Below are 19,964 nucleotides of genomic sequence, written 5' to 3' on the forward strand. Positions count from 1 at the left end.
CTTTGTTCACTCTTCCCGCCTTCTTTCCGTAATAACCGGAAAAACAGGTTGTGGTTGCCGGTCACTCCCGGCAGCATGGACGCAACTTAAAACCTGCCAGGAGGAACCCCATGACCCAGACCGAAACTGCCCCCGTGATCCGCGCCCCCAGAGGCCCCGAAAAGACCGCCAAAGGCTGGGTTCAGGAAGCCGCCAAGCGCATGCTGATGAACAACCTCGACCCGGAAGTGGCCGAACACCCCGAACAGCTGGTGGTGTACGGCGGGCGCGGCAAGGCCGCCCGCAACTGGGAGGCCTTCCACAAGATCGTGGAGACCCTCGACCGGCTGGAGAACGACGAGACCCTGCTGGTGCAGTCCGGCAAACCGGTGGCGGTGCTGAAGACGAACGAGTGGTCGCCGCGCGTGCTGATCGCCAACAGCAACCTCGTGCCGCACTGGGCCAACTGGGAGACCTTCGACAAGCTGGACAAAGCGGGCCTGATGATGTACGGCCAGATGACCGCCGGCAGCTGGATCTACATCGGCACGCAGGGCATCCTGCAGGGCACCTACGAGACCTTCGCGGGCGCGGCGCAGAAGCACTTCGGCGGTACCCTGAAGCACACGATCACCGTCACCGCCGGCCTGGGCGGCATGGGCGGCGCGCAGCCCCTCGCGGTGAAGCTGGCCGGCGGTGTGAGCATCAACATCGAGATCGACCCCACCCGCATCCAGAAACGCCTGGAAACCCGTTACCTGGACGAGGTGGCGGGTGACCTCGCGGACGCCATCAAACGCGCCGAGGGGTACAAGGCCCAGGGTGTGGCCCGCTCCATCGGCGTGCAGGGCAACGCGGCGCAGCTCGTGCCGCAACTGCTGGAGCTGAACTGGACGCCCGACCTGCTCACCGACCAGACCAGCGCCCACGACCCGATGTGGGGCTACATCCCGCCCGTCACGCCCGACGAGGACGCGAACAAGCTCCGCGAGGATCACCCCGAGGAATACCGCAAACGCGCCTACGAGGCGATGGCGACGCACGTCAGGGCCATGCTGGAACTCCAGCAGCGCGGCGCGGTGACCTTCGACTACGGCAACAACCTGCGCCAGCGGGCCTTCGAGTGGGGCGTGGAAAACGCCTTCGATTACCCTGGCTTCGTGCCCGCCTTCATCCGCGACAGCTTCTGCGAGGGCCGTGGGCCGTTCCGCTGGGTGGCCCTTTCCGGCGACCCCGAGGACATTCGCGCCACCGACCAGGCGCTGCTGGAACTGTTCCCGCACGACGAACGCCTGCAAAGCTGGCTGACCTACGCCGCCGACCAGATCGCCTTCCAGGGGCTGCCCGCCCGCATCTGCTGGCTGGGCTACAAGGAACGCGACCAAGCGGGCAAACTGTTCAACCAGATGGTGAAGGATGGCCGCCTGAAGGCCCCCATCGTGATCGGGCGCGACCACCTGGACGCCGGCAGTGTCGCCAGCCCCTACCGTGAAACCGAGGCCATGAAGGACGGCAGCGACGCCGTGAGCGACTGGGCGCTGCTGAACTTCGGGGTGGGCATCGCGTCGGGGGCCAGCTGGATGAGCTTCCACCACGGCGGTGGCGTGGGCCTGGGCTTCTCCCAGCACGCCGGCTTCGTGATCGTCGCCGACGGCACCGACGACGCCGCCCTGAAGCTCGAACGTGCCCTGACCAACGACCCCGGCATGGGCGTCATTCGCCACGCCGACGCCGGGTACGACCTCGCGCTGGACGTGGCGCGGGAACGCGGCATCGACCTGCCCAGCCTGGGCATCGAAGACCACGCATGAGCATGCCTGGCCACCTGACCTATTCCGGCATTCCTACCTTTGCCCGCGCCCCGCTGGTCGAGCCTTCCGGCGACTGGCAGGCGGACGTAGCCGTGCTGGGCGTGCCTTTCGATATTGCCCTGGGCTTTCGCCCCGGCGCACGCTTTGCGCCGCGTGCCCTGCGCGAAGCCTCATTGCGAAGTGTGCCGCCCTTTACTGGCCTGGACGGCAAAACCCGCCTCGCAGGCGTGACCTTTGCCGATGCCAGCGACGTGATTCTGCCCTCGCTCGAACCCCAACTCGCCCATGACCGCATCACCGAGACGGCACGGCAGGTGCGGGGGCGCTGCCGGGTGCCGGTGTTCCTGGGCGGCGACCACAGCGTCAGTTATCCACTGCTGCGTGCCCTCGATGACGTGCCGGAGCTGCATATCGTGCAACTGGACGCGCACCTGGACTTTACCGATATTCGCAACGACACCAAATGGAGCAATTCCAGCCCCTTTCGGCGGGCGTGTGAGGCGCTGCCCAACCTGAAGCACATCACCACCGTGGGCCTGCGCGGGTTGCGCTTCGACCCCGAAGCGGTGGCGGCGGCGCGGGCGCGGGGCCACACCCTGATCCCGATGGATGACGTGTCCGCCGACCTCGCGGGCGTGCTGGAGCGGCTGCCACAGGGCAAAAATGTCTACTTTTCCATTGACGTGGACGGCTTTGACCCCGCCGTGATTCCCGGTACGTCCAGCCCCGAACCCGACGGCCTGACCTACGCGCAGGGCATGAAGATTCTGAGCGCAGCGGCGGCAAAAAATAACGTGGTGGGCCTGGACCTGGTGGAACTTGCGCCGGGCCTCGACCCCAGCGGGCGCAGCGAACTGCTGATGGCGCGGCTGATTATGGAGACGTTATGCGAAATCTGGGAGACTCAGGAGTGACTGGTAGCAAAAAGCCACCCCTGCCGCTGCAATCAAAAGTCAGTGATGAAGTGATCGCCCGCCCACAGGCCAAGCGCCGCCTGACCAAGCTGCTGACCGAGCGTAAACCCCTGAAAGGCGAAAAGCCCGCGCCGACGCTGTGGCTCACGGCGGAAGCTTCGCCCTTCATCCTGCATATCCTGGCGCGTGAAGAGGGGACTTTGCGCGACCTTGACCGCTTTCTACGCGACGTGTGGATGGAGTGCTGCGGGCACATGAGCCTGTTTCAGTACCGCGCTAAAAACGAACGAACCATCATCTATACGGCTGATCCCGAACCCGAATGGGACGACGAAGATGACCCCTTTCTGGAAGATTTACCGCCTGAAGCTCGCGAACATTACCTCAACATGACCCGTAACCGCTTTCCACTGGAAAAACCACTGACTACCAAACTTTCCGGGGCTTTTGCTGGCGATGTTTCCTTGCGCTACGAGTACGACATGGGGACGACCACCTATGTTCAACTTAAGGTCATCAAACGCCTGGAAACAGCCTGGCCTGCCAAAAATCAGGTGCGACTGATTGCCAGAAACGTGCGGCCCGAATGGAAGTGCCGCGAGTGTGGCGAAGCAGCCACCCGCCTTTGCACGATGAACGAATGCTGGGAAGATGGATACGCCAAATTCTGCGCCACACACGCCAAAACCCACCCTAAGCAAGCTCATCCACGCGAAGGCGGCGATTGGATGATGGCCCCACTTTCCAACTCGCCCCGCGATCCCTGTTGCGGCTATGCGGAAGGCCCCAAGGACGAGGAACCCTATGTCTGGCGCTGAAACGCTCTTTACGAACATCTCCCAGCTCGTAACACCCCGGCCCGGCCCCCAGCGCGGCGCGGCCATGCGTGAATTGACCGTGCTGGAGGATGCTGCCCTGCTGGTCAAAAACGGCCTGATTGAGTGGGTCGGCCCTGCTTCCGCTGCTCCGGCTGCCGCTCAAACCCTTGCCCTGGGCGGGCGGGCCGTGGTGCCCGGCCTGATTGACCCGCACACCCACGCGGTCTGGGCGGGCGACCGCCTGCGCGACTGGGAAGCCAAACTGGGCGGCGCGACCTACGAGGAAATTTTGAGTCGGGGTGGCGGCATTCGCTCGACCATGCGGGCCACCGCTGCCGCGAGCGTGCCCGAACTGGTCCGGCTGGCCCGCCCGCGCCTGGGAGCGTTGCGCGATTCGGGCGCGACAACGGTAGAAGTCAAGAGCGGTTACGGCCTGGATTTCGATGCCGAGCTGCGGATGCTTCAGGCGGTGCGCGAGTTGCAGGCTGAATTTGAACTGATTCCCACACTGCTGATTCACGTTCCCCCTGAACAGGGCCGCGCCGAGTATGTGCAGGGTGTCTGCAACGACCTTATTCCGCGTGTGGCGCGTGAAAAACTGGCGGCGGCGGTAGACGTGTTCAGCGAGCAGGAGGCGTTCAGCGTGGACGAAACCCGCGCCATGTTTGAGGCGGCCAGGGCCAACGGCCTGCGCTTCAAACTACACGCCGACCAGTTTCACGCGATTGGCGGCACCGAACTGGCCTGTGAACTGGGCGCACTCAGCGTGGACCACCTGGAAGCCAGCGGCCCCGCGCAGATTGCTGCCTTGGCGGCGTCCGGCACGGTGGCGACGATTCTGCCGGGGGTGACGCTGCACCTCGGCCTGCCCGCCGCGCCTGCCCGTCAACTGGTAGACGCGGGCGCAGTCGTGGCGGTGGGCACCGACCTCAACCCCGGTTCCTCGCCCGCGTTCAGCACGCAGTTGGCGCTGGCGCTGGCTATTCGCCTGAACAGGCTCACCCCCGCCGAAGCCCTCACCGCCTGCACCGTGAATGCCGCCGCCGCGCTGGGCCTGAACGACCGGGGCAGCCTCAGTGCAGGCCAGCGGGCCGATTTCTCCGTTCTGCACAGCCCCGACTGGCGCGACCTGCCGTATACGCTGGGCGCAAGTCCGGTGGCTGATGTTTTTATTGCAGGAGTAAAACAATGATTCTGGACAACAACCTCACTCTTCCCCAATTCATTTCTGTCGTACGACACAGCGAAAAAGTGGAACTGTCGGACGCCGCCCGCCGCCGCATTCAAACCGCCCGCGACGTGATTGAAAGCATCGTGCAGGGCGACACGGCCATCTACGGCGTCAACACGGGCTTCGGCAAGTTCGAGAACGTGCAGATTGACCGTCACCAACTGGCGCAGCTTCAGCACAACCTGATCGTGTCGCACGCGATTGGGGTGGGTGAGGCGCTGCCCGCCGAGGTGGTGCGCGGGATGCTGCTGCTGCGGGCGCAGAGTCTGGCGCTGGGGCACTCCGGCGTGCGCGTGGAAGTGGTGGAACTGCTGCTGGCTCTGCTGAATGCCGGGGCGCACCCGGTCATTCCCGCGCAGGGCAGTGTGGGCGCGTCGGGCGACCTCGCGCCGCTGGCCCACCTTGCTCTCGCGCTGATTGGCCTGGGCGAAGTCGAATATCACGGCGAAGTGCGTCCCAGTGCCGAAGTCCTGGCCCACCTGGGCCTACAACCCGTGACCTTGCAGGCCAAGGAAGGGCTGGCCCTCATCAACGGCACGCAACTGATGGGCAGCCTGCTGGCCCTGGCCCTGCACGACGCCAAAGTGCTGCTGGGCACGGCGAATCTGGCAGCGGCCATGACGGTGGAAGCTAAGTACGGTTCTCACCGTCCGTTCGGGGCCGATGTGGTGGGCCTGCGCCCGCACCCCGGCGCGGTGGCGGTGGCAGCGCAGGTGCGAGGGTTCCTGCACGGTTCCGAGATTGCCCCCAGTCACCTCACGGGCGACGGCAAGGTGCAGGACGCCTACAGCCTGCGGGCCGTACCGCAGGTTCACGGCGCCACCTGGGACGCGCTGGAACATGCCGAGAGGGTTCTGAACATCGAGTTCGCGTCGGTGACGGACAATCCGCTGATCTTCCCGGAAACGGGCGAGGTCGTCAGCGGCGGCAATTTCCACGGTCAGCCGCTGGCCGTGACCATCGACGCGCTGAAGGTGGCAGTGGCGGAACTGGGCAACATCAGCGAGCGCCGTACCGAGCAGCTGCTCAACCCGTCGCTGAGCGGCCTGCCCGCCTTCCTGACCCCACAGGGCGGCCTGAACAGCGGCCTGATGATCGCGCAGTACACGTCCGCCGCGCTGGTCAGCGAGAACAAGGTGCTGGCCCACCCGGCGAGCGTGGACAGCATTCCGACCAGTGCCAATCAGGAAGATCACGTGAGCATGGGTGCCCACGGAGCGCGGCAGTTGCGGCAGATCCTGGCGAACGTGCAAAACGTCCTGAGTATCGAACTGATGGCGGCGGCGCAGGCCCTGGACTTCCAGAACCTGCGGGCGGGTGCGGGCGTGCAGGCCGCCTACGAGCACATCCGTTCGCTGGTGCCGCACCTCGACCAGGACCGCTATTACCGCCCGGATGTGCTGCGTATTGCCGAGGAAATTCGTTCCGGGCGGCTTCTGCATGTGGCCCGCCATGAACCGCTGGAACCCGTCGCCAACGAGGGCGCGTCCGCCCGCGTGCCAGAATTCGGAGACAGCACTTCCCGCCACTGAATGACGACGCGGCAGTCAAGGAGTGGAAGGTGAGGGTAGCCTTCCACTCTAGTTTTTGAACGGATGGAGGAAAAATGGTTTGGTCATCAAGCGGCAACCCCTTTAACCGCCCGACCTGAACACCGCAGCAAATCCTCAGATGGGTATGAACCGAACCACGCTCCCTTCCTCGACGCGGCCCAGCTGCCCCTGCAAGTGCAAGTGCTCCAGATGCGCCAGCGTCTCGGCCAGGGCAAAACGCAGGTTCGCCTCGTTGAGCGGTCTGGGGAACATCACGCGCGACATTTCCCAGGCGCTGCCCGGCGCCCTGCCGACTGCGTTCTTCAGAAATTCCAGCCGCTCGGCATGGTGCGCCCTGAGTGCCTGTGCCCGCTCTGCCACCCCCGACATGACCGGGCCGTGATGGCCCACGATCGCCCGCTGGGGCGCCAGTTTCGTCAGGCTGTCCAGCGTGTCCAGGTAATCGGCGAGAGGATCCGGGCGGCTGTAAGCGTACAGCCCGATATTGGGCGTAATACGCGGCAAAATCGCGTCTGCCGCGATCAGCAGACTTTCCTCGGGTTGCCACAGGCCCAGGTGACCGTCCGCATGACCGGGCAGCCACAACACCTGCCAGTCCCGCCCGGCCAGTTGTACGTCACCGTTTTCCCTGAGCAGCGTCCATTTTTTGGCGGGGACGACCATACCGCGCACGGAACGGTGAAACCTTTCCTGCGCGCCGTGCATCTCCGGCGGCAGCCCGTTCGCATGCATCTGCGCCAGCAACTTCGGCAACCAGGCGTCCCAGTCGCGCCAGTAGGCCAGGCCCGACTCGGCCTCGATATCCAGCACGAAGATTTCCGCGCCCGCTTCTTCCAGCAGACCCGCCATGCCGTAGTGGTCCGGGTGGTGATGAGTGACTATGACGCGCTGCACGTCACTGAATTTCAGTCCCAGTTGCGCCAGGCCCGCCTCCAGCCCCGCCCGCGCTTGCGGCGTGTAAATCCCCGTGTCGATCAACGTGACCGGGGACGCCGTATCGACCGTGATCGTCACGGTTTTCATGGGAAACGGAATAGCCACTTCCAGCACGTGCAGGGTGTCCAGCACGCGGGTCACGGTCACGTCCGGCGTCATCTTTCGGCCACCGCGTTCCAGTCGGCGGCGCGTTTCTCCAGAAAGGAGGCCACACCCTCTTTCAGACTCCCGGAAGCGCGCGCGGCGGCGTTCAACTCGGCCGCCTGCTTCAATCCTTCCTGCAAGCTCTGGTGCGGCGCGTCGGCCAGCATCTGCTTCGTGACGCGCAGACTCATGGGCGCGTTCGCCGTCACCGCTTCCGCGAGTTCAAGGGCGCGGGCCAAGGCCTGCCCCTCCGCTGCGGCCTCGTTGACCAGGCCCATGCGGGCGGCTTCCTCGGCGCCCAGCAGGCGGGCGCTGAGCAGCAGATCGCGGGCGTGTTTTTCCGGCAACTGACGCATGACGAACACCGCCACCACCGCCGCCACAAAGCCGATTTTCGCCTCGGTGAACCCCACCTTCGCTTTCGCGTCCTGCACGGCAAAATCGGCCGCGCACACCATGCCCGCCCCCGCCCCGACCGCGTGCCCGTTGACCGCCGCGAATGTCGGCTTGGGAAACAGGTAAATGCGCTCCAGCATGTTCGCAAACGCCGTGGCATCCGCCCGGTGCTGCTCCGGCGAGCGGGCAGCCATGGCCTTCAACTCCTCCACATCCAGGCCGCCGCAGAAGGCCGAGCCTTCCCCGGTGAAAATCACGCCGCGCACGTCCCGGTCCACTTCCGCCGCGTCCAGCGCCGCCATCAATTCGGCCATCATCGGGCCGCTCATGGCGTTGCGCACCTCCGGCCGGTTCAATTTCAGAATGCGAAGGTGAGCGCGGTTTTCGGTCAACACTAGACTCATGCGTTCATTGTCGCCATAAAAGCAGCAAAGGGGAACAAAGGACGCTTGCTGGCATGAAAAAAGCCAAGAACTCTGTGCCCACGGCTTTTCGCAGGAATGACCCTCTCGCTGCTGCGGAACAGGCCAATCCCTCCGCCCCCCCGGTCAGGGATTCGGCGAGTCCAGGGGGAGCTTATCGATGCCCTCGGCGCGGTAACGGGCCTGCATCTTCAGGTAGTCGCGCGGCGCAAACCCGGTCCAGTCGCGGGCGCGGCCTTCCAGCGGGCCTTTCACCTTACCGGGTATACCAGTGACCAGCACGTAATCGGGAATCTCGGCGCGTTCCAGCACCAGGCTGCTGGCGGCGATCAGGGAGCCCGTGCCGATGCGGCTGTAAGGCAGCACCACGGCGTTCACGCCGATCAGCGTGTTGTCCCCGATCACGCAGCCCTCGACGGTCACGTTGTGGCCCAGCGTCACGCTGTTTCCCAGGATGGTGTCGCAGTCCTCGCCGCTGTGAATCACGGCATTGTCCTGCAACGTGCAGTTCTGCCCGACCCGGATGGCCCCGAAATCCCCGCGCAGCACACAGCCAAACCAGATGGACGTGTTGTCCCCCACCTCCACGTCACCAATCAGCACAGCGGTGGGCGCCAGGAAAACGTCCTGGCCGATTTTCGGGGTTTTACCGGCGAAAGGGATGATCAGGGCCACAGCAGCCTCCGTGCGCCAGAGGCAGGAAAGTCAATCAAGTTGCAGGAAGTGAATTCGAGTACTCCACCAGGGGGAGAAACTGGAAGGAGGATGGCTTGCGAAGCTCCGGAGGAGAAGGGTCTTTTCATTATTTTCCCTGAAGGTCGGGCGGCGTTTCTCGCGCAAGGCGGTGTCACCTCTCTTATGGTCGTCGGTCTTGAGCAGGATACGCTGACGGAGGCACAACCTGATGGTGTGGACAGAAACAGCGACCATCCATCAAGCAGAATAGTTGCTTGGCAAGACAAATAGATGTAAACTGCGTCCATGTCTATCCGTCATGCTGATTTCGGACGCGCCGTATGAGCCGCCTGACTCCCACGGAAATCGGGGCCTGGAACGGCTTTCTGCGCGTACACTCCAGGGTCTGGAACACCCTGGAAGACGCCATGATCAAACGCTGCGGGCTGACTATGGCCGGCTATGAACTGCTGCTGGCCGTCGAGGAAGCGGGCGAAGCCGGGATTCGCATGAGCGACCTGGCCGGCAAATTGCGCTACACCTCAGGCGGCCTGACCCGGCTGGCCGACAAGTTGCAGCAACAGGGCCTGATTCAACGCCTCCGCTCTGAGACAGACGGGCGCGGGTTTCAGGTTCACCTGACACCGCAGGGCCAGCAGAAGCTCAGGCGCATTCATGTGGAGCACCTGCGGGACGTTCGCCAGCAGTTCCTGGGCCGCCTGAGCGCCGAGGAGCAGCAGACCCTGGCGGCGATCTGGCAGAAACTGGAGAGAACGACCAGATGAATCAGCAATTTTCCGGCCTTCACCATGTCAGTGCCCTGAGTGCCGACATCGCCAGAAACCACGACTTTTACACCCGCCTGCTGGGCCTGCGACTGGTGAAAAAAACTGTGAACCAGGATGCACCGAGCATGTACCACCTCTTTTACGCCGATGGCGCGGGCAGCCCCGGCAGCGACATGACGTTCTTCGATTTTCCGCGGGCCGCCCGCGAGCACCGGGGCAAGGACAGCATCAGCCTGACGACCTTTCGGGTCACCGGGGAGGCCGCGCTGAACTTCTGGCAGGAGCGTCTAGAGCACGGTGGCGTGCCCGTCGTGCGCCGGGAAGTCGATGGCCGCGAACGACTGGAATTTGAGGATGTGGACAGCACGCGCCTGGCCATTTTCGACGATGCTGGGGCGGGGCCACGCGGCGCACCCTGGGCCGGCAGTGACGTGCCCGCCGAATTCCAGCTTCAGGGGCTGGGCTTCAGCGGGTTCACGGTGGGTGAACTGGAGCCGCTGAGCGAGTTTCTGCAAGGCGGCCTGAACATGCGCCCGGCGCGGCAGTACGACGATAACGGTCACGCCGTTCACGTTTTCGAGATGGGTGCGGGTGGCCCCAGCGCCGAACTGCACGTGACCCTCGCGCCCGAACTGCCCCGTCACCGGCCCGGTGCGGGCGGCGTTCACCACGTGGCCCTGCGTGTCCGGGACGAGGCCGAGCTGCTGAACTGGCTGGCGCACCTGAACCGGCTGGGCTCCCCCAACAGCGGCGAGGTCGACCGCCACTGGTTCCAGTCGGTGTACATCACCGCGCCGGCCGGCCTGATCATCGAACTGGCGACCGACGGCCCCGGTTTTGCCACAGATGAAGCGCCGGACAGCCTGGGTGAACGCCTGAGCCTGCCGCCTTTTCTGGAAGCGAGCCGCACCGAGATCGAGGCGAAGGTCAGGCCGCTGTTGGGAAGCTAAATAACAGCTGCCCGATTGCCCTTACCCAACCTTTATCTTGCCTCAAATTAGTTGCCTTGCAAGACAAATACTTGTAGGGCGTGGTCATTGAAGCGGGCCATTCCCTTTCCTGACCCGCGGGAGAAGCCATCATGAACGACCTGCAACTCACCGGTATCCACCACCTGACCGCCGTTTCCGCCGACATCCGCGAGAACAAACGCTTTTATACCCAGGATCTGGGAATGCGCCTAGTCAAGCGCAGCGTCAACCAGGACGACGTAAGCGCCTATCACCTGTTCTACTCCGATAAAGTCGGTACGCCCGGCAACGACCTGACCTTCTTCGACTGGCCGGTCGGCCCGGAGCGGCGCGGCAACCACACCGTGACCCGCACCGCGCTGCGCGTGAAGGACGAAGCCAGCCTGCGCTACTGGCAGGGGCGTTTCGGGGAACTGGGCACCGCCCACAGCGACCTGCGCGAGACCGACGGACGACTGTACCTGGACTTCGAGGACAGGGAAGGCCAGCGCCTCACGCTCGTCAACGACGGCGGCGCGGGTGACCCGATGGTGCCCTGGGAGAAGAGTCCGGTTCCGGCCGAACACCAGATTCGCGGCCTCGGCCCCATCACCATGACCGTTCCGGACTTGCGAAACACCGACCTGGTGCTGCAAAAAGTGATGAATATGCGCCCGGTGCGGCAGTACCCGGACCCCACCAGCCCGCAGCACACCGTGCATGTATACGAGATGGGCGCAGGCGGCCCCCACGCCGAGCTGCATGTGGCGGTGCGTCCGGATCTGCCCGCAGCCTTTTCCGGCGCAGGCGGCGTGCACCACGTGGCCTTCCGCACGCCCGACGACGAACAGTACCATGCCTGGAACGAGCACCTGAACCACTTCGGCCTGCACAGCAGCGGCGAAGTCGACCGCTACTACTTCCGCAGCCTGTACTTCCGTGAACCGAACGGGGTGCTGTTCGAGATTGCCACCGACGGCCCCGGCTTCGGGGTGGACGAGGACATGGAGACGCTGGGCGACAAGGTGATCCTGCCCCCCAGATTTGAAAGCAGGCGTGAGCAGATTCTGGCTGGCCTCAAGCCCATCGACTGATCTTGCCCTCATGCCGTGGGCCAGGAGGAACTTCATCTTCCCTGGCCCCGTTTCTGAAAAGGAGCCACCGTGTCCACCACCCCTGACTGGATTCACCTCTACGCCCCCGGCCCCTCGAAGCGCACCCTGCTGCTGCTGCACGGCACGGGAGGCAACGAACAGGACTTGCTCCCACTGGGCCGCGAACTTGACCCGCAGGCCGGGCTGCTGAGCGTGCGGGGCCGTTCGCTGGAGGAAGGTGCGCCGCGTTTTTTCAGGCGCTTCAGTGCCACGAAGTACGACCAGGCCCACCTGATTTCGGAGGCCGAGGCCCTGGCACAGTTCGTGCAGGACGCCGCGCAGCAGTACGGCCTGAGCGCGGGCGAGGTCTATGCGGTGGGGTACAGCAACGGCGCGAATATCGCGCTGGCGACCCTGCTGCAACACCCGGATACTTTTGCAGGCATCGTTCTGCTGCGGCCCGTGCAGGCGCTGGAAAAACCACCAGCCCCGGACCTCCGCGGCAAGCGTGCGCTGATCCTGGCCGGGCAGCGCGACCCCTTTGCCCCTTTCGGCCAGGGCATTCGCCCACTGCTGCAAGAACTCGGCGCAGACGTGACCGAACAGGTCTTGCCCGCCGGACATGAATTGACCCAGAAAGATCTGGAACTGGCGAAAAACTGGCTGTGAGCGGCTGGCCTGCGACGCCTGCAAGGAGCACCTATGACGACCCCAGCTCAACCCCACGTTGAAACACACTTTGCAATCGGTCTGCACACCTTCGTGGACTATCAACCCCGGAACACCCTCGGCGAGGAGGCCAGCCCGCAGCGGCGCATGCGGGAACTCCTGGAGGAAGCCAGGCTGGCCGTTGAAGTCGGCCTGGACGTGTACGCCGTCGGTGAGCCCCACCCCCGGATGACCTGGCCTCGTCGCCCGGCACGCTGCTGGCAGCCATCGCGCCCATCACCAAGGACATCAAGCTCAGCAGCGCGGTGACGGTGCTGGGCACCGACGACCCGGTGCGGGTATTTCAGCAGTTTGCCACCCTCGAACTGCTCAGCGGGGGCCGGGCCGAAATCATGGCCGGGCGCGGCTCCTTTTCCGGGTCGTTTCCGCTGTTCATGGGGGAGCGGCGCTTCGATTACGACCACCTGTTCTCGGAGCGGCTGGAACTGCTCCTGAAGCTGCGTAAAGAAACAGAAATACAGTGGCGCGGCGTGTACCGTCATGCGCTGAGCGGACAGGGTGTCTACCCGCGCCCTGTGCCCAAGGAGCGCCCCGAGGACGAACTGCCGGTGTGGCTGGCGGTGGGCGGCACACCCGAATCGGCGGTGCGGGCCGGGCAGCTGGGGTTGCCGATGGCCCTGGCGATCATCGGCGGGATGCCCGAGCGGTTCGTGGCCTTCGCCGACCTCTACCGCCGCGCCGCGCAGGACGCTGGAAACGCCGCCAAGGTGAAACTCAGCATCAACTCGCATGGTTTCGTGGCCGACACTGCGCAGCAGGCCGCCGACACGTACTGGCCCGCACGGGAAAGCCGCATGAACCGCATCGGGCGCGAACGCGGCTGGCCCGCGCTGACCCGCCAGAGTTACGAGGCCGACCTCTCGCCGCGCGGCGCGCTGTTCGTGGGCGACCCCGAGCAGGTCGCCGAGAAAATCCTGTTCCAGCACGAACTGTTCGGCCTTGACCGCTTCCTGCTGATGTCAGTGGGGATGCTGCCGCATAAAGAAGTGCTGAAATCGATCGAGTTGCTGGGAACAAAAGTCGCGCCTATCGTGCGGGATGAGGCCGCGCGGCGCAGGGTCAGTAAGGCAAAAACGCCAGGCTGGCAGCCCCCGATCCGCTGCTCCCCTCCCATATTTGACCGCATCACGGACGTCCGTCTATTAGCCGGAACTGACCTGATTCGACATCCCCGCTTCGCCCTTCGGCCCGTCCCTAACGCTCCCCTCTGGCGGGACGCTCCTCAAGTGCACCGCGTACATGGTGAACTCCTGTAGGCTTGGTGAATGGGTGACTGGACGATGGATCACTGGACAGACCTTAATGACATCCTCCAGAACTTCGCCCTGCTCGTCGCTGGGATTCTCGGCATCAGCCTCACCTACCGCACTGCCCGTTCCCACGACCCCCAGGCTGGGTGGCCCTGCGCTACGTCCTTCTGGTTGCCCTCGGCCTTTACCTCACCCCACAGAGCCTTTTTGTGTTCGATGGCATCCGCTTCGACTTCCGGGCCGTGGTCGTGGCCCTTGTCGCCCGCCGTCACGGCGTCTTCCCGGCCCTCCTGGTCGCCCTGCCGATCAGCCTGTACCGCATGACGCTCGGTGGGAACGGGATGTGGTGGGGAATTCTCCAGATGTTCCTGATCGCCACCCTCGGCGCGCTGGGCACCGGCTGGGCCCGGCTCCACCCAACTTTTCAAGAGGAGACGCTCCGCCGACGCTGCTTGACGCCGCTTGTCCTCTACGCGGTCGCCAACCTCACGTACTTTCCCGCGTACGTTCAGGCGGGCCGGCCCTGGATGGACGCCCTGCCCGTGTACGTGGCGACCGCCCTGCTGGGGGCTCTGGGCCTGTTCGTGGCCCACGAGGTGATGCACGGCCGCCTGCAGACTCTGTCCCGGACGAGCCAGCTGCACCAATTGGCGTCGGTGGACAGCCTGACCGGGTGCTTCAACCGCCGGCAGTTCGACGCCGACTTTCAGCCCCTGCGCCCAGGGGAAACGGCATTCCTGCTGTGGCTGGATCTCGACCATTTCAAACGCATCAACGACACGTACGGTCATGCCATGGGTGACCAGGTTCTGGTGGCCCTGGCCGACACCCTGCGCGAAACCACGCGCGCCACGGACTGCCTGTACCGGGTGGGTGGCGAGGAGTTCGCCGTGCTGCTTAATGGCGGGAGTATGGAAGATGCCCGGCGCGTCTCCGAACGTGTGCGGGAGGCGGTCGAGACCACGCTGATGAGCCGTGTGCAGTTGCCGGATGAGCAGGTCACGCTGTCGGGGGGGCTGGTGGCGGTTCAGGGCGAACGGCACCGGGTGTTGCAGGTTGCCGACACCCACCTGTACGCGGCCAAGGAAGCCGGGCGCAACCGCATCCATGGTTGAGATGGGGGCAGAGCGGAGGCACATCAGCGACGCAACAAGGGTCGCGTTTCAGTAATCCCACTCTAGATCGCCCTGCACCGAAAGTATGGCCTCGTCTGGGGTCTGCTGTAAAGAGCAATTCGAGTCTGTTCCCAGGACACTCAGGCTGACCCTGGGGCTGGTCTCCACCTGCCACGCCTGATGGCAGGCATGGACGGGCAGCCCGCCTGGCTCCATTTTCCCCCTGCAAGACACTGCCCATCCTGCTTATCTCTATTCACTCGCTCTCTGCAAGCTTTGCCTGTCCATTCGCCCAGAAAGCACTTCGCTCTTTCGCCAGACGCTCTGACCGCCCGGTTTCTTGAGGCGTGAATTCCGGCACCAGCGCGGCACCTTGCGCTGCCGCGCGTTTTTCACTTGCCCTTTACTGACCTCGCCCCAGGTCAACGTGGATCTTGACTTCACCACCATCTTACCGTACGGTAGGTAACCATGTTGACCGAACGGTAGGTCATCATCCTCGCTTATTTATAAAGGAGCTTTGTCTTGTTTCTCGCTTTCCGTGAACTGAAATTCAACCTCTTGCGCTCAGTATTGCTGGGCGGCATCTCGGCGCTGCTCGCCTTTATGGTGTTTATGCTGCTGGGCCTCACGCGCGGCCTGAGCGAAGACAGCGCGGCCTGGATGCTGAATAATCCCGCCGCCACAATCATTACGACCAAGGACGCCAGCGGCAATCTCACGCGTTCATTCATCAGCCCGGAGGACATCACCGCCCTGCAAAAAATGGATGCGGGCGCGGTTCCTTTTGCCCAGAGCTTTGTCAGCTTTGGCGTGAACACTCCTGACAGCAACCAACTCGGCGCCGTGATGCTCGGTCTGGAGCCTGAGTCGTTCCTCGCGCCTAAGCTCACCGAAGGCACCGTGATGAATGCCGGCAGTGCCGTGGTAGACAGCAGCCTCAAGGAAGACGGCGTGAAAGTGGGCGACACGATCATCCTCAAGCCGAGCGGCGAGGAACTCAAAGTCGTGGGCTTCACCGAAGGCGCCCGGCTGAACCATCAGCCCGTTATTTTCGTGACGCTGGATGAATGGCACACCCTCAACCCGCGCGCCCACGACACGGTGAGCGGCGTGGCCTTGCAAGCCCAGGCTCCGGCCCCCGCCAGCCTGCCTGAAGGACTGGCGGCGCAAACCCGCAGTGAAGCGCTGCAATCGCTGCCTGGATACAAGGAAGAACAGGGAAGCCTGCTGATGATTCAGGTGTTTCTGGTGGCGGTCTCCGCACTGGTCATGGCGGTCTTCTTCTACGTGATGACCCTGCAAAAAACGGCTCAGTTCGGTCTGCTCAAGGCGATTGGGGCAGGCATGCGAACCCTGGCCGGCAGCCTGGTGGCCCAGGTGCTGCTGCTCACGCTGGGCGCCCTTGCCCTCGCGGTGGCCGCCATGTACGGCACTACCCAGGTTCTGCCGGCGGGGATGCCGTTTGCGTTGTCGTGGACGGCGGTGGCCCAGGCCAGCGGCTTGCTGCTGCTGGTGGCGCTGCTGGGCGGCCTTCTCTCGCTGCGCACCATCGCCCAGGCCGACCCTTTGCAGGCTCTTGGTCAAGGCGGCTGAACCTCTTTGCCCTCACCCATTCAGGAGTCAAGTGAAATGACCATCTTTACCCCCACTGCCCCCGATTTCGTCCCTTCGGCTGCCGCGGCTGCCACTCAGCCCACCCTGGCCCTGCGCGGTGTGAGCAAGGTTTTTGGCGAAGGCGCTAATCAGGTCACCGCCCTGTACCCCACCGATTTTGAAGTGCACCCTGGTGAACTCGTGGCGGTCATTGGCCCCAGTGGCAGCGGCAAAAGCACCTTCCTGACCCTGGCCGGCGCGCTGCAAAAGCCCAGCAGCGGCAGCATCCGTATCGCCGGGCAGGACATCGACCGCCTGAGTGCGCGGCAACTGACCGAGTTTCGGCTGCACCAGATCGGGTTCGTCTTGCAGGCCAGCAACCTGATTCCCTACCTGAACGTGCGCGAGCAACTCACGCTGGTGCCGGGGCTGGCGGGGCGCGGCGGGCGGCAGGTGGCGGCCCTGGCCGATGAACTGCTCGCGCACCTTGGCCTCAGTGAGCGCGCGGGACACCACCCACACGCCCTTTCAGGGGGGCAAAAGCAGCGGGTCGCCATTGCACGCGCGCTGATGAATGACCCCGCGCTGATCCTGGCCGACGAACCCACCGCCGCGCTGGACGGCAAACGAGGCCGCGAAGTGGTTTCGCTACTGGCCCGCGAAGTGCGGGAAAGGGATAAGGCCGCCGTGATGGTCACCCATGACGAGCGCGTACTAGACCTCTGCACCCGCGTGGTGCGTCTGGAAGACGGGCGCATTCAGGGCTGACCGCCGTCAGAAGTCACTGAGGTGAATTCAGTCTGCACGCGCAGGGCTCCAACTTCACCGCCACTTTTCGTCAGAGGAGAGTGGCGGTCAGTTTTTGGATCTGCAAGCACAACAGACCGCCTGGCCGAACTCACCCGAGAGCCCCCTCGGGGCCGAGACAGGGGCGGCAGCGTTGAGTGTTTTCTCATGCCATCCTGGCTGTTCACCCAAGGAGGCCAGACCGATAATCACACCGGCAGGGCCCACACGCGCCTACACTACATCCCAGCTATGCCTTTTGCTCCCGCGCTTGCCGCAGTCCCCTTTGACCTGCTGGTTCTGATCGCGCCGGCTGATCAGCCAGAGGCAAGCTCAGGTGTGCTGGCGGCACTGCCCGCTGAGCTGAGCGTGGCCGTTCTGATCGCCATCTCAGGGGAGAACCCTGCGACGGATTCTGCACTGGAGAATCTGCGGCACCAGATTCCCCTGCCGCTGCACGAAGCCAGGGATGGCACCGTCCTGGCCCCTGGAGGCGTTTATCTCGCGCCCCCGCACACCGTTCTGGAGATGGGTGCTGGGGCCCATAGCACCCTCACGTTGAGGGAGAACCGCCCCACGCCTCATCCGCTCGACCGTTTGCTGGCGTCGCTGGCCACCAGGATCGGTGCACGTGCGCTGGTGGTGGTTCTGGGCGGTGAGGGGCGCGACGGCTTGGACGGAGCGCGCGACCTGCGCGGCGTGGGCGCAACCGTACTGGTGCAGCGTCCAGTGGGCGCAGCTGGGGCCGAACTGCCGCAGGCCCTCATGGACAATGGAACCGCGACCCTGGAGCTGTCGCCTGGCACGCTGGGGCAGGTGGTCGCCGACCTGCTGGGGGGAGACCGTCTTCAGGCAGAGGGCGTGGGGGCACGTCAGGAGGCGCAGCCAGCCTCAGTGCCCTCAGTGCCGGATTCCAGCGCCGCCGGACAGCGCGCCCTGTTCAACGCGCTGGACGAGGGCGTGTGCCTGTTCGAGCGCCTTCCGCCCCGCGCTGACGGTCAGCGGGATTACCGTTACCTGGCCATGAATACGGCGATGCAGGCCATGTTCGGCATCCCTGACCTCAGCGGCCAGTTCATCCGCGAGAGCTTCCCCGACGAGGCCGAGGACTGGTACGACGATTACGACCGCGTGCTGGAGACAGGAACACCGATCCGCCTGGTGCGTGAGTCGCTGCCACAGGGGAAGGTGCTGGAGATGTTCGTCTCGCGGATGGAGGACGGTTCAGGTCAGCACCTGCTGGCGGTCATGCGGGACGTGACCGACCGCGAGCGCCTGGAAGAGGCCCGGCATGCTTCCGAGAAGCGCCTGCACCTCCTGGTGAACGCCACGTCGGACATGGTCTACCGCATGAGTGCCGACTGGAGCGAGGTGTACTCGCTGGAAGGCAAGTCCGTACTCGCGGACACCGAGCGCCCGAGTCAAACCTGGCTCGAAGGCTACATTCCCGATGAGGAAAAGGCGTTCGTTCAGGCCGCCATCGATGAGGCCATCCGCCACAAAACGACTTTCCAGTTGGAACACCGCGTTTTCCTTGCCGATGGCCGGGTGGGCTGGATCTTGTCACGGGCGATTCCGTTTCTGGATGAGCGCGGCGAGATTCTGGAGTGGTTCGGTGCGGCGAGCGACATCACCGAGCGCAAGCGTACTGAGGCGGCTCTGCGTGAGAGCGAGGAGCGGCAGGCCTTCCTGCTCATGCTGAGCGACAGGCTGCGCATGGAGGTGAATCCACGCGCCATTGCCCAGATGGCAGTGGATCAGCTTGCTGGTTACCTGCGCCTCGACCGCGCCTATGTCGCTCAGTTCGACAAGGGCCGTGACCTGGCGGAAATCGGGCCGGAGTATCGGCGCCCGGATTTGAGCCCCCTCGAGGGCGTCCTCACCCTGTCTGATTTCCCCGAGGCCTTTGCCCAGGTAGAAGCGACGACGCTGGTGCTGGCGGACACGGCCGCCGACCCGGCGCTTTCCGACCTGGACAGACAGGGATTCGCCGCGCTCCGGATGGGTGCGCTGATGGTCGCCTCGGCACGCAAAGGCATCGACAATCCGGTTTGGGCACTTGTGGTCGCGGTGGAGGAGCCCCGGCACTGGACGGCGGCCGAGGTGGCCCTGGTTGAAGAAGTCGCCGAACGCACCTGGGCAGCGGTGGAGCGGGCGCGCGCCGAGGCAGCCCTGAGCGCGTCCGAAAGCCGCCTGCGGGCCTTGATTGAGCACCTGCCGGGCAGCGCGGTCTTCGTGGTGGATCACGACCTGCGCTACCAGCTCGCGCAGGGTGAAGCGCTGACGGCGGCGGGCTTGGACCCCTGAAGTGCTGGTGGGCTGCACGGTGGCGCAGGCCATGCCGCCAGCACTGATCGCCGACCACGAGGCGCGCTACCGGCAGGCGCTGGCAGGCAACGCCTTCGAGGTCGAACACGAGACGCAGGGGCGCATCTTCATTACCCGCGGCGTGCCACTCAGCAACGCCGCCGGGAAAATCTACGCCGCCCTGGCCGTGTCCTATGACATCACGGATCGCAAACGGGCCGAGGAGATGGTGCGCGTGAGCGAGGCGCGGCTCTCAGCGGTCTTCGAGGCTCTGCCGGTGGGCGTCGGCTTCGTGAACCCCGTTTGAACACCTGACTGTCACCTTCCAGCACCGGCAGGGCCGCGCCCGTGATCTGCACGTCCCGTCCTGCCAGCTCGCGCTTCGCCTCTTTCACCACGTCGCGCCACACCTGCTCCAGGTTCACGCGCCGCATCCGGGTGCGCATGAACCGCATCTGCATGTAATGTTC

At 64.6% G+C, this 19,964-nt stretch carries 19 protein-coding genes; 16 read left to right on the plus strand and 3 right to left on the minus strand.

Annotation, left to right across the window (positions count from 1 at the left end; all coding sequences use genetic code 11):
• Positions 1–110: 110 nt before the first annotated feature.
• Genes hutU through hutH form a run of 5 tightly spaced genes read left to right on the plus strand, consistent with a single transcriptional unit; the run spans position 111 to position 6,285 of the window.
• Positions 111–1,790 (plus strand): urocanate hydratase, encoded by a 1,680-nt coding sequence (gene hutU, locus E5Z01_RS08705; RefSeq protein ID WP_135229005.1) that lies wholly within the window; start codon positions 111–113, stop codon positions 1,788–1,790.
• Complete coding sequence (locus E5Z01_RS08710; RefSeq protein ID WP_135229006.1) at positions 1,787–2,704, plus strand: agmatinase; 918 nt, start codon at positions 1,787–1,789, stop codon at positions 2,702–2,704. The genes hutU and E5Z01_RS08710 overlap by 4 nt, the downstream gene beginning before the upstream one ends.
• The gene (locus E5Z01_RS08715) at positions 2,701–3,522 is read left to right on the plus strand and encodes a hypothetical protein (RefSeq protein WP_135229007.1); all 822 of its coding nucleotides are present in this window, start codon (positions 2,701–2,703) and stop codon (positions 3,520–3,522) included. Before E5Z01_RS08710 ends, E5Z01_RS08715 begins: the two co-directional genes overlap by 4 nt.
• The gene (hutI, locus tag E5Z01_RS08720; protein ID WP_135229008.1) at positions 3,509–4,714 is read left to right on the plus strand and encodes an imidazolonepropionase; all 1,206 of its coding nucleotides are present in this window, start codon (positions 3,509–3,511) and stop codon (positions 4,712–4,714) included. Before E5Z01_RS08715 ends, hutI begins: the two co-directional genes overlap by 14 nt.
• Entirely contained in the window at positions 4,711–6,285 is a 1,575-nt protein-coding gene (gene hutH, locus E5Z01_RS08725; RefSeq protein WP_135229009.1) for a histidine ammonia-lyase, read from the plus strand. The genes hutI and hutH overlap by 4 nt, the downstream gene beginning before the upstream one ends.
• 135 nt (positions 6,286–6,420) lie before the next feature.
• Here the strand turns inward: hutH and E5Z01_RS08730 are convergent, their stop codons facing one another.
• From E5Z01_RS08730 to E5Z01_RS08740, 3 genes are all read right to left on the minus strand, one after another.
• Positions 6,421–7,401, minus strand: coding sequence for an MBL fold metallo-hydrolase (locus E5Z01_RS08730; protein WP_135229010.1), 981 nt, complete (start codon positions 7,399–7,401; stop codon positions 6,421–6,423).
• Entirely contained in the window at positions 7,398–8,186 is a 789-nt protein-coding gene (locus E5Z01_RS08735; RefSeq protein ID WP_135229011.1) for an enoyl-CoA hydratase/isomerase family protein, read from the minus strand. The genes E5Z01_RS08730 and E5Z01_RS08735 overlap by 4 nt, the downstream gene beginning before the upstream one ends.
• Before the next feature lie 144 nt (positions 8,187–8,330).
• Complete coding sequence (locus E5Z01_RS08740) at positions 8,331–8,879, minus strand: gamma carbonic anhydrase family protein (protein ID WP_135229012.1); 549 nt, start codon at positions 8,877–8,879, stop codon at positions 8,331–8,333.
• Between the two features lie 341 nt (positions 8,880–9,220).
• Between E5Z01_RS08740 and E5Z01_RS08745 the strand changes: the two genes are divergently transcribed.
• The 11 genes from E5Z01_RS08745 to E5Z01_RS08790 all read left to right on the plus strand — a co-directional run bounded on the left by E5Z01_RS08745 (position 9,221) and on the right by E5Z01_RS08790 (position 19,801).
• Positions 9,221–9,664, plus strand: a complete 444-nt coding sequence (locus E5Z01_RS08745; protein WP_135229013.1) for a MarR family winged helix-turn-helix transcriptional regulator — start codon at positions 9,221–9,223, stop codon at positions 9,662–9,664.
• The gene (locus tag E5Z01_RS08750; RefSeq protein WP_135229014.1) at positions 9,661–10,617 is read left to right on the plus strand and encodes a VOC family protein; all 957 of its coding nucleotides are present in this window, start codon (positions 9,661–9,663) and stop codon (positions 10,615–10,617) included. The genes E5Z01_RS08745 and E5Z01_RS08750 overlap by 4 nt, the downstream gene beginning before the upstream one ends.
• A gap of 131 nt (positions 10,618–10,748) precedes the next feature.
• Complete coding sequence (locus E5Z01_RS08755; protein WP_135229015.1) at positions 10,749–11,711, plus strand: ring-cleaving dioxygenase; 963 nt, start codon at positions 10,749–10,751, stop codon at positions 11,709–11,711.
• 69 nt (positions 11,712–11,780) lie between these two features.
• Entirely contained in the window at positions 11,781–12,380 is a 600-nt protein-coding gene (locus E5Z01_RS08760; RefSeq protein ID WP_135229016.1) for an alpha/beta hydrolase, read from the plus strand.
• Positions 12,381–12,413: 33 nt separating this feature from the next.
• Positions 12,414–12,689 (plus strand): hypothetical protein, encoded by a 276-nt coding sequence (locus tag E5Z01_RS19950; RefSeq protein WP_240738252.1) that lies wholly within the window; start codon positions 12,414–12,416, stop codon positions 12,687–12,689.
• Positions 12,668–13,696: an LLM class flavin-dependent oxidoreductase gene (locus tag E5Z01_RS08765; RefSeq protein WP_240738268.1), complete on the plus strand. Its 1,029-nt coding sequence runs from the start codon at positions 12,668–12,670 to the stop codon at positions 13,694–13,696. Before E5Z01_RS19950 ends, E5Z01_RS08765 begins: the two co-directional genes overlap by 22 nt.
• A gap of 140 nt (positions 13,697–13,836) precedes the next feature.
• Positions 13,837–14,805: a GGDEF domain-containing protein gene (locus E5Z01_RS08770; RefSeq protein ID WP_135229017.1), complete on the plus strand. Its 969-nt coding sequence runs from the start codon at positions 13,837–13,839 to the stop codon at positions 14,803–14,805.
• Positions 14,806–15,330: 525 nt separating this feature from the next.
• Positions 15,331–16,401, plus strand: coding sequence for an FtsX-like permease family protein (locus tag E5Z01_RS08775; RefSeq protein WP_135229018.1), 1,071 nt, complete (start codon positions 15,331–15,333; stop codon positions 16,399–16,401).
• Between the two features lie 36 nt (positions 16,402–16,437).
• Complete coding sequence (locus E5Z01_RS08780) at positions 16,438–17,169, plus strand: ABC transporter ATP-binding protein (RefSeq protein WP_135229019.1); 732 nt, start codon at positions 16,438–16,440, stop codon at positions 17,167–17,169.
• Between the two features lie 270 nt (positions 17,170–17,439).
• Positions 17,440–19,494, plus strand: a complete 2,055-nt coding sequence (locus E5Z01_RS08785; RefSeq protein ID WP_167757837.1) for a chemotaxis protein CheB — start codon at positions 17,440–17,442, stop codon at positions 19,492–19,494.
• A gap of 31 nt (positions 19,495–19,525) precedes the next feature.
• A complete protein-coding gene (locus E5Z01_RS08790) occupies positions 19,526–19,801 on the plus strand; it encodes a PAS domain-containing protein (protein ID WP_240738254.1) in 276 nt (91 codons plus the stop codon).
• The last annotated feature ends 163 nt before the right edge of the window (positions 19,802–19,964 follow it).

It is taken from the genome of Deinococcus fonticola (assembly GCF_004634215.1).
Taxonomy (GTDB): Bacteria; Deinococcota; Deinococci; order Deinococcales; family Deinococcaceae; genus Deinococcus; species Deinococcus fonticola.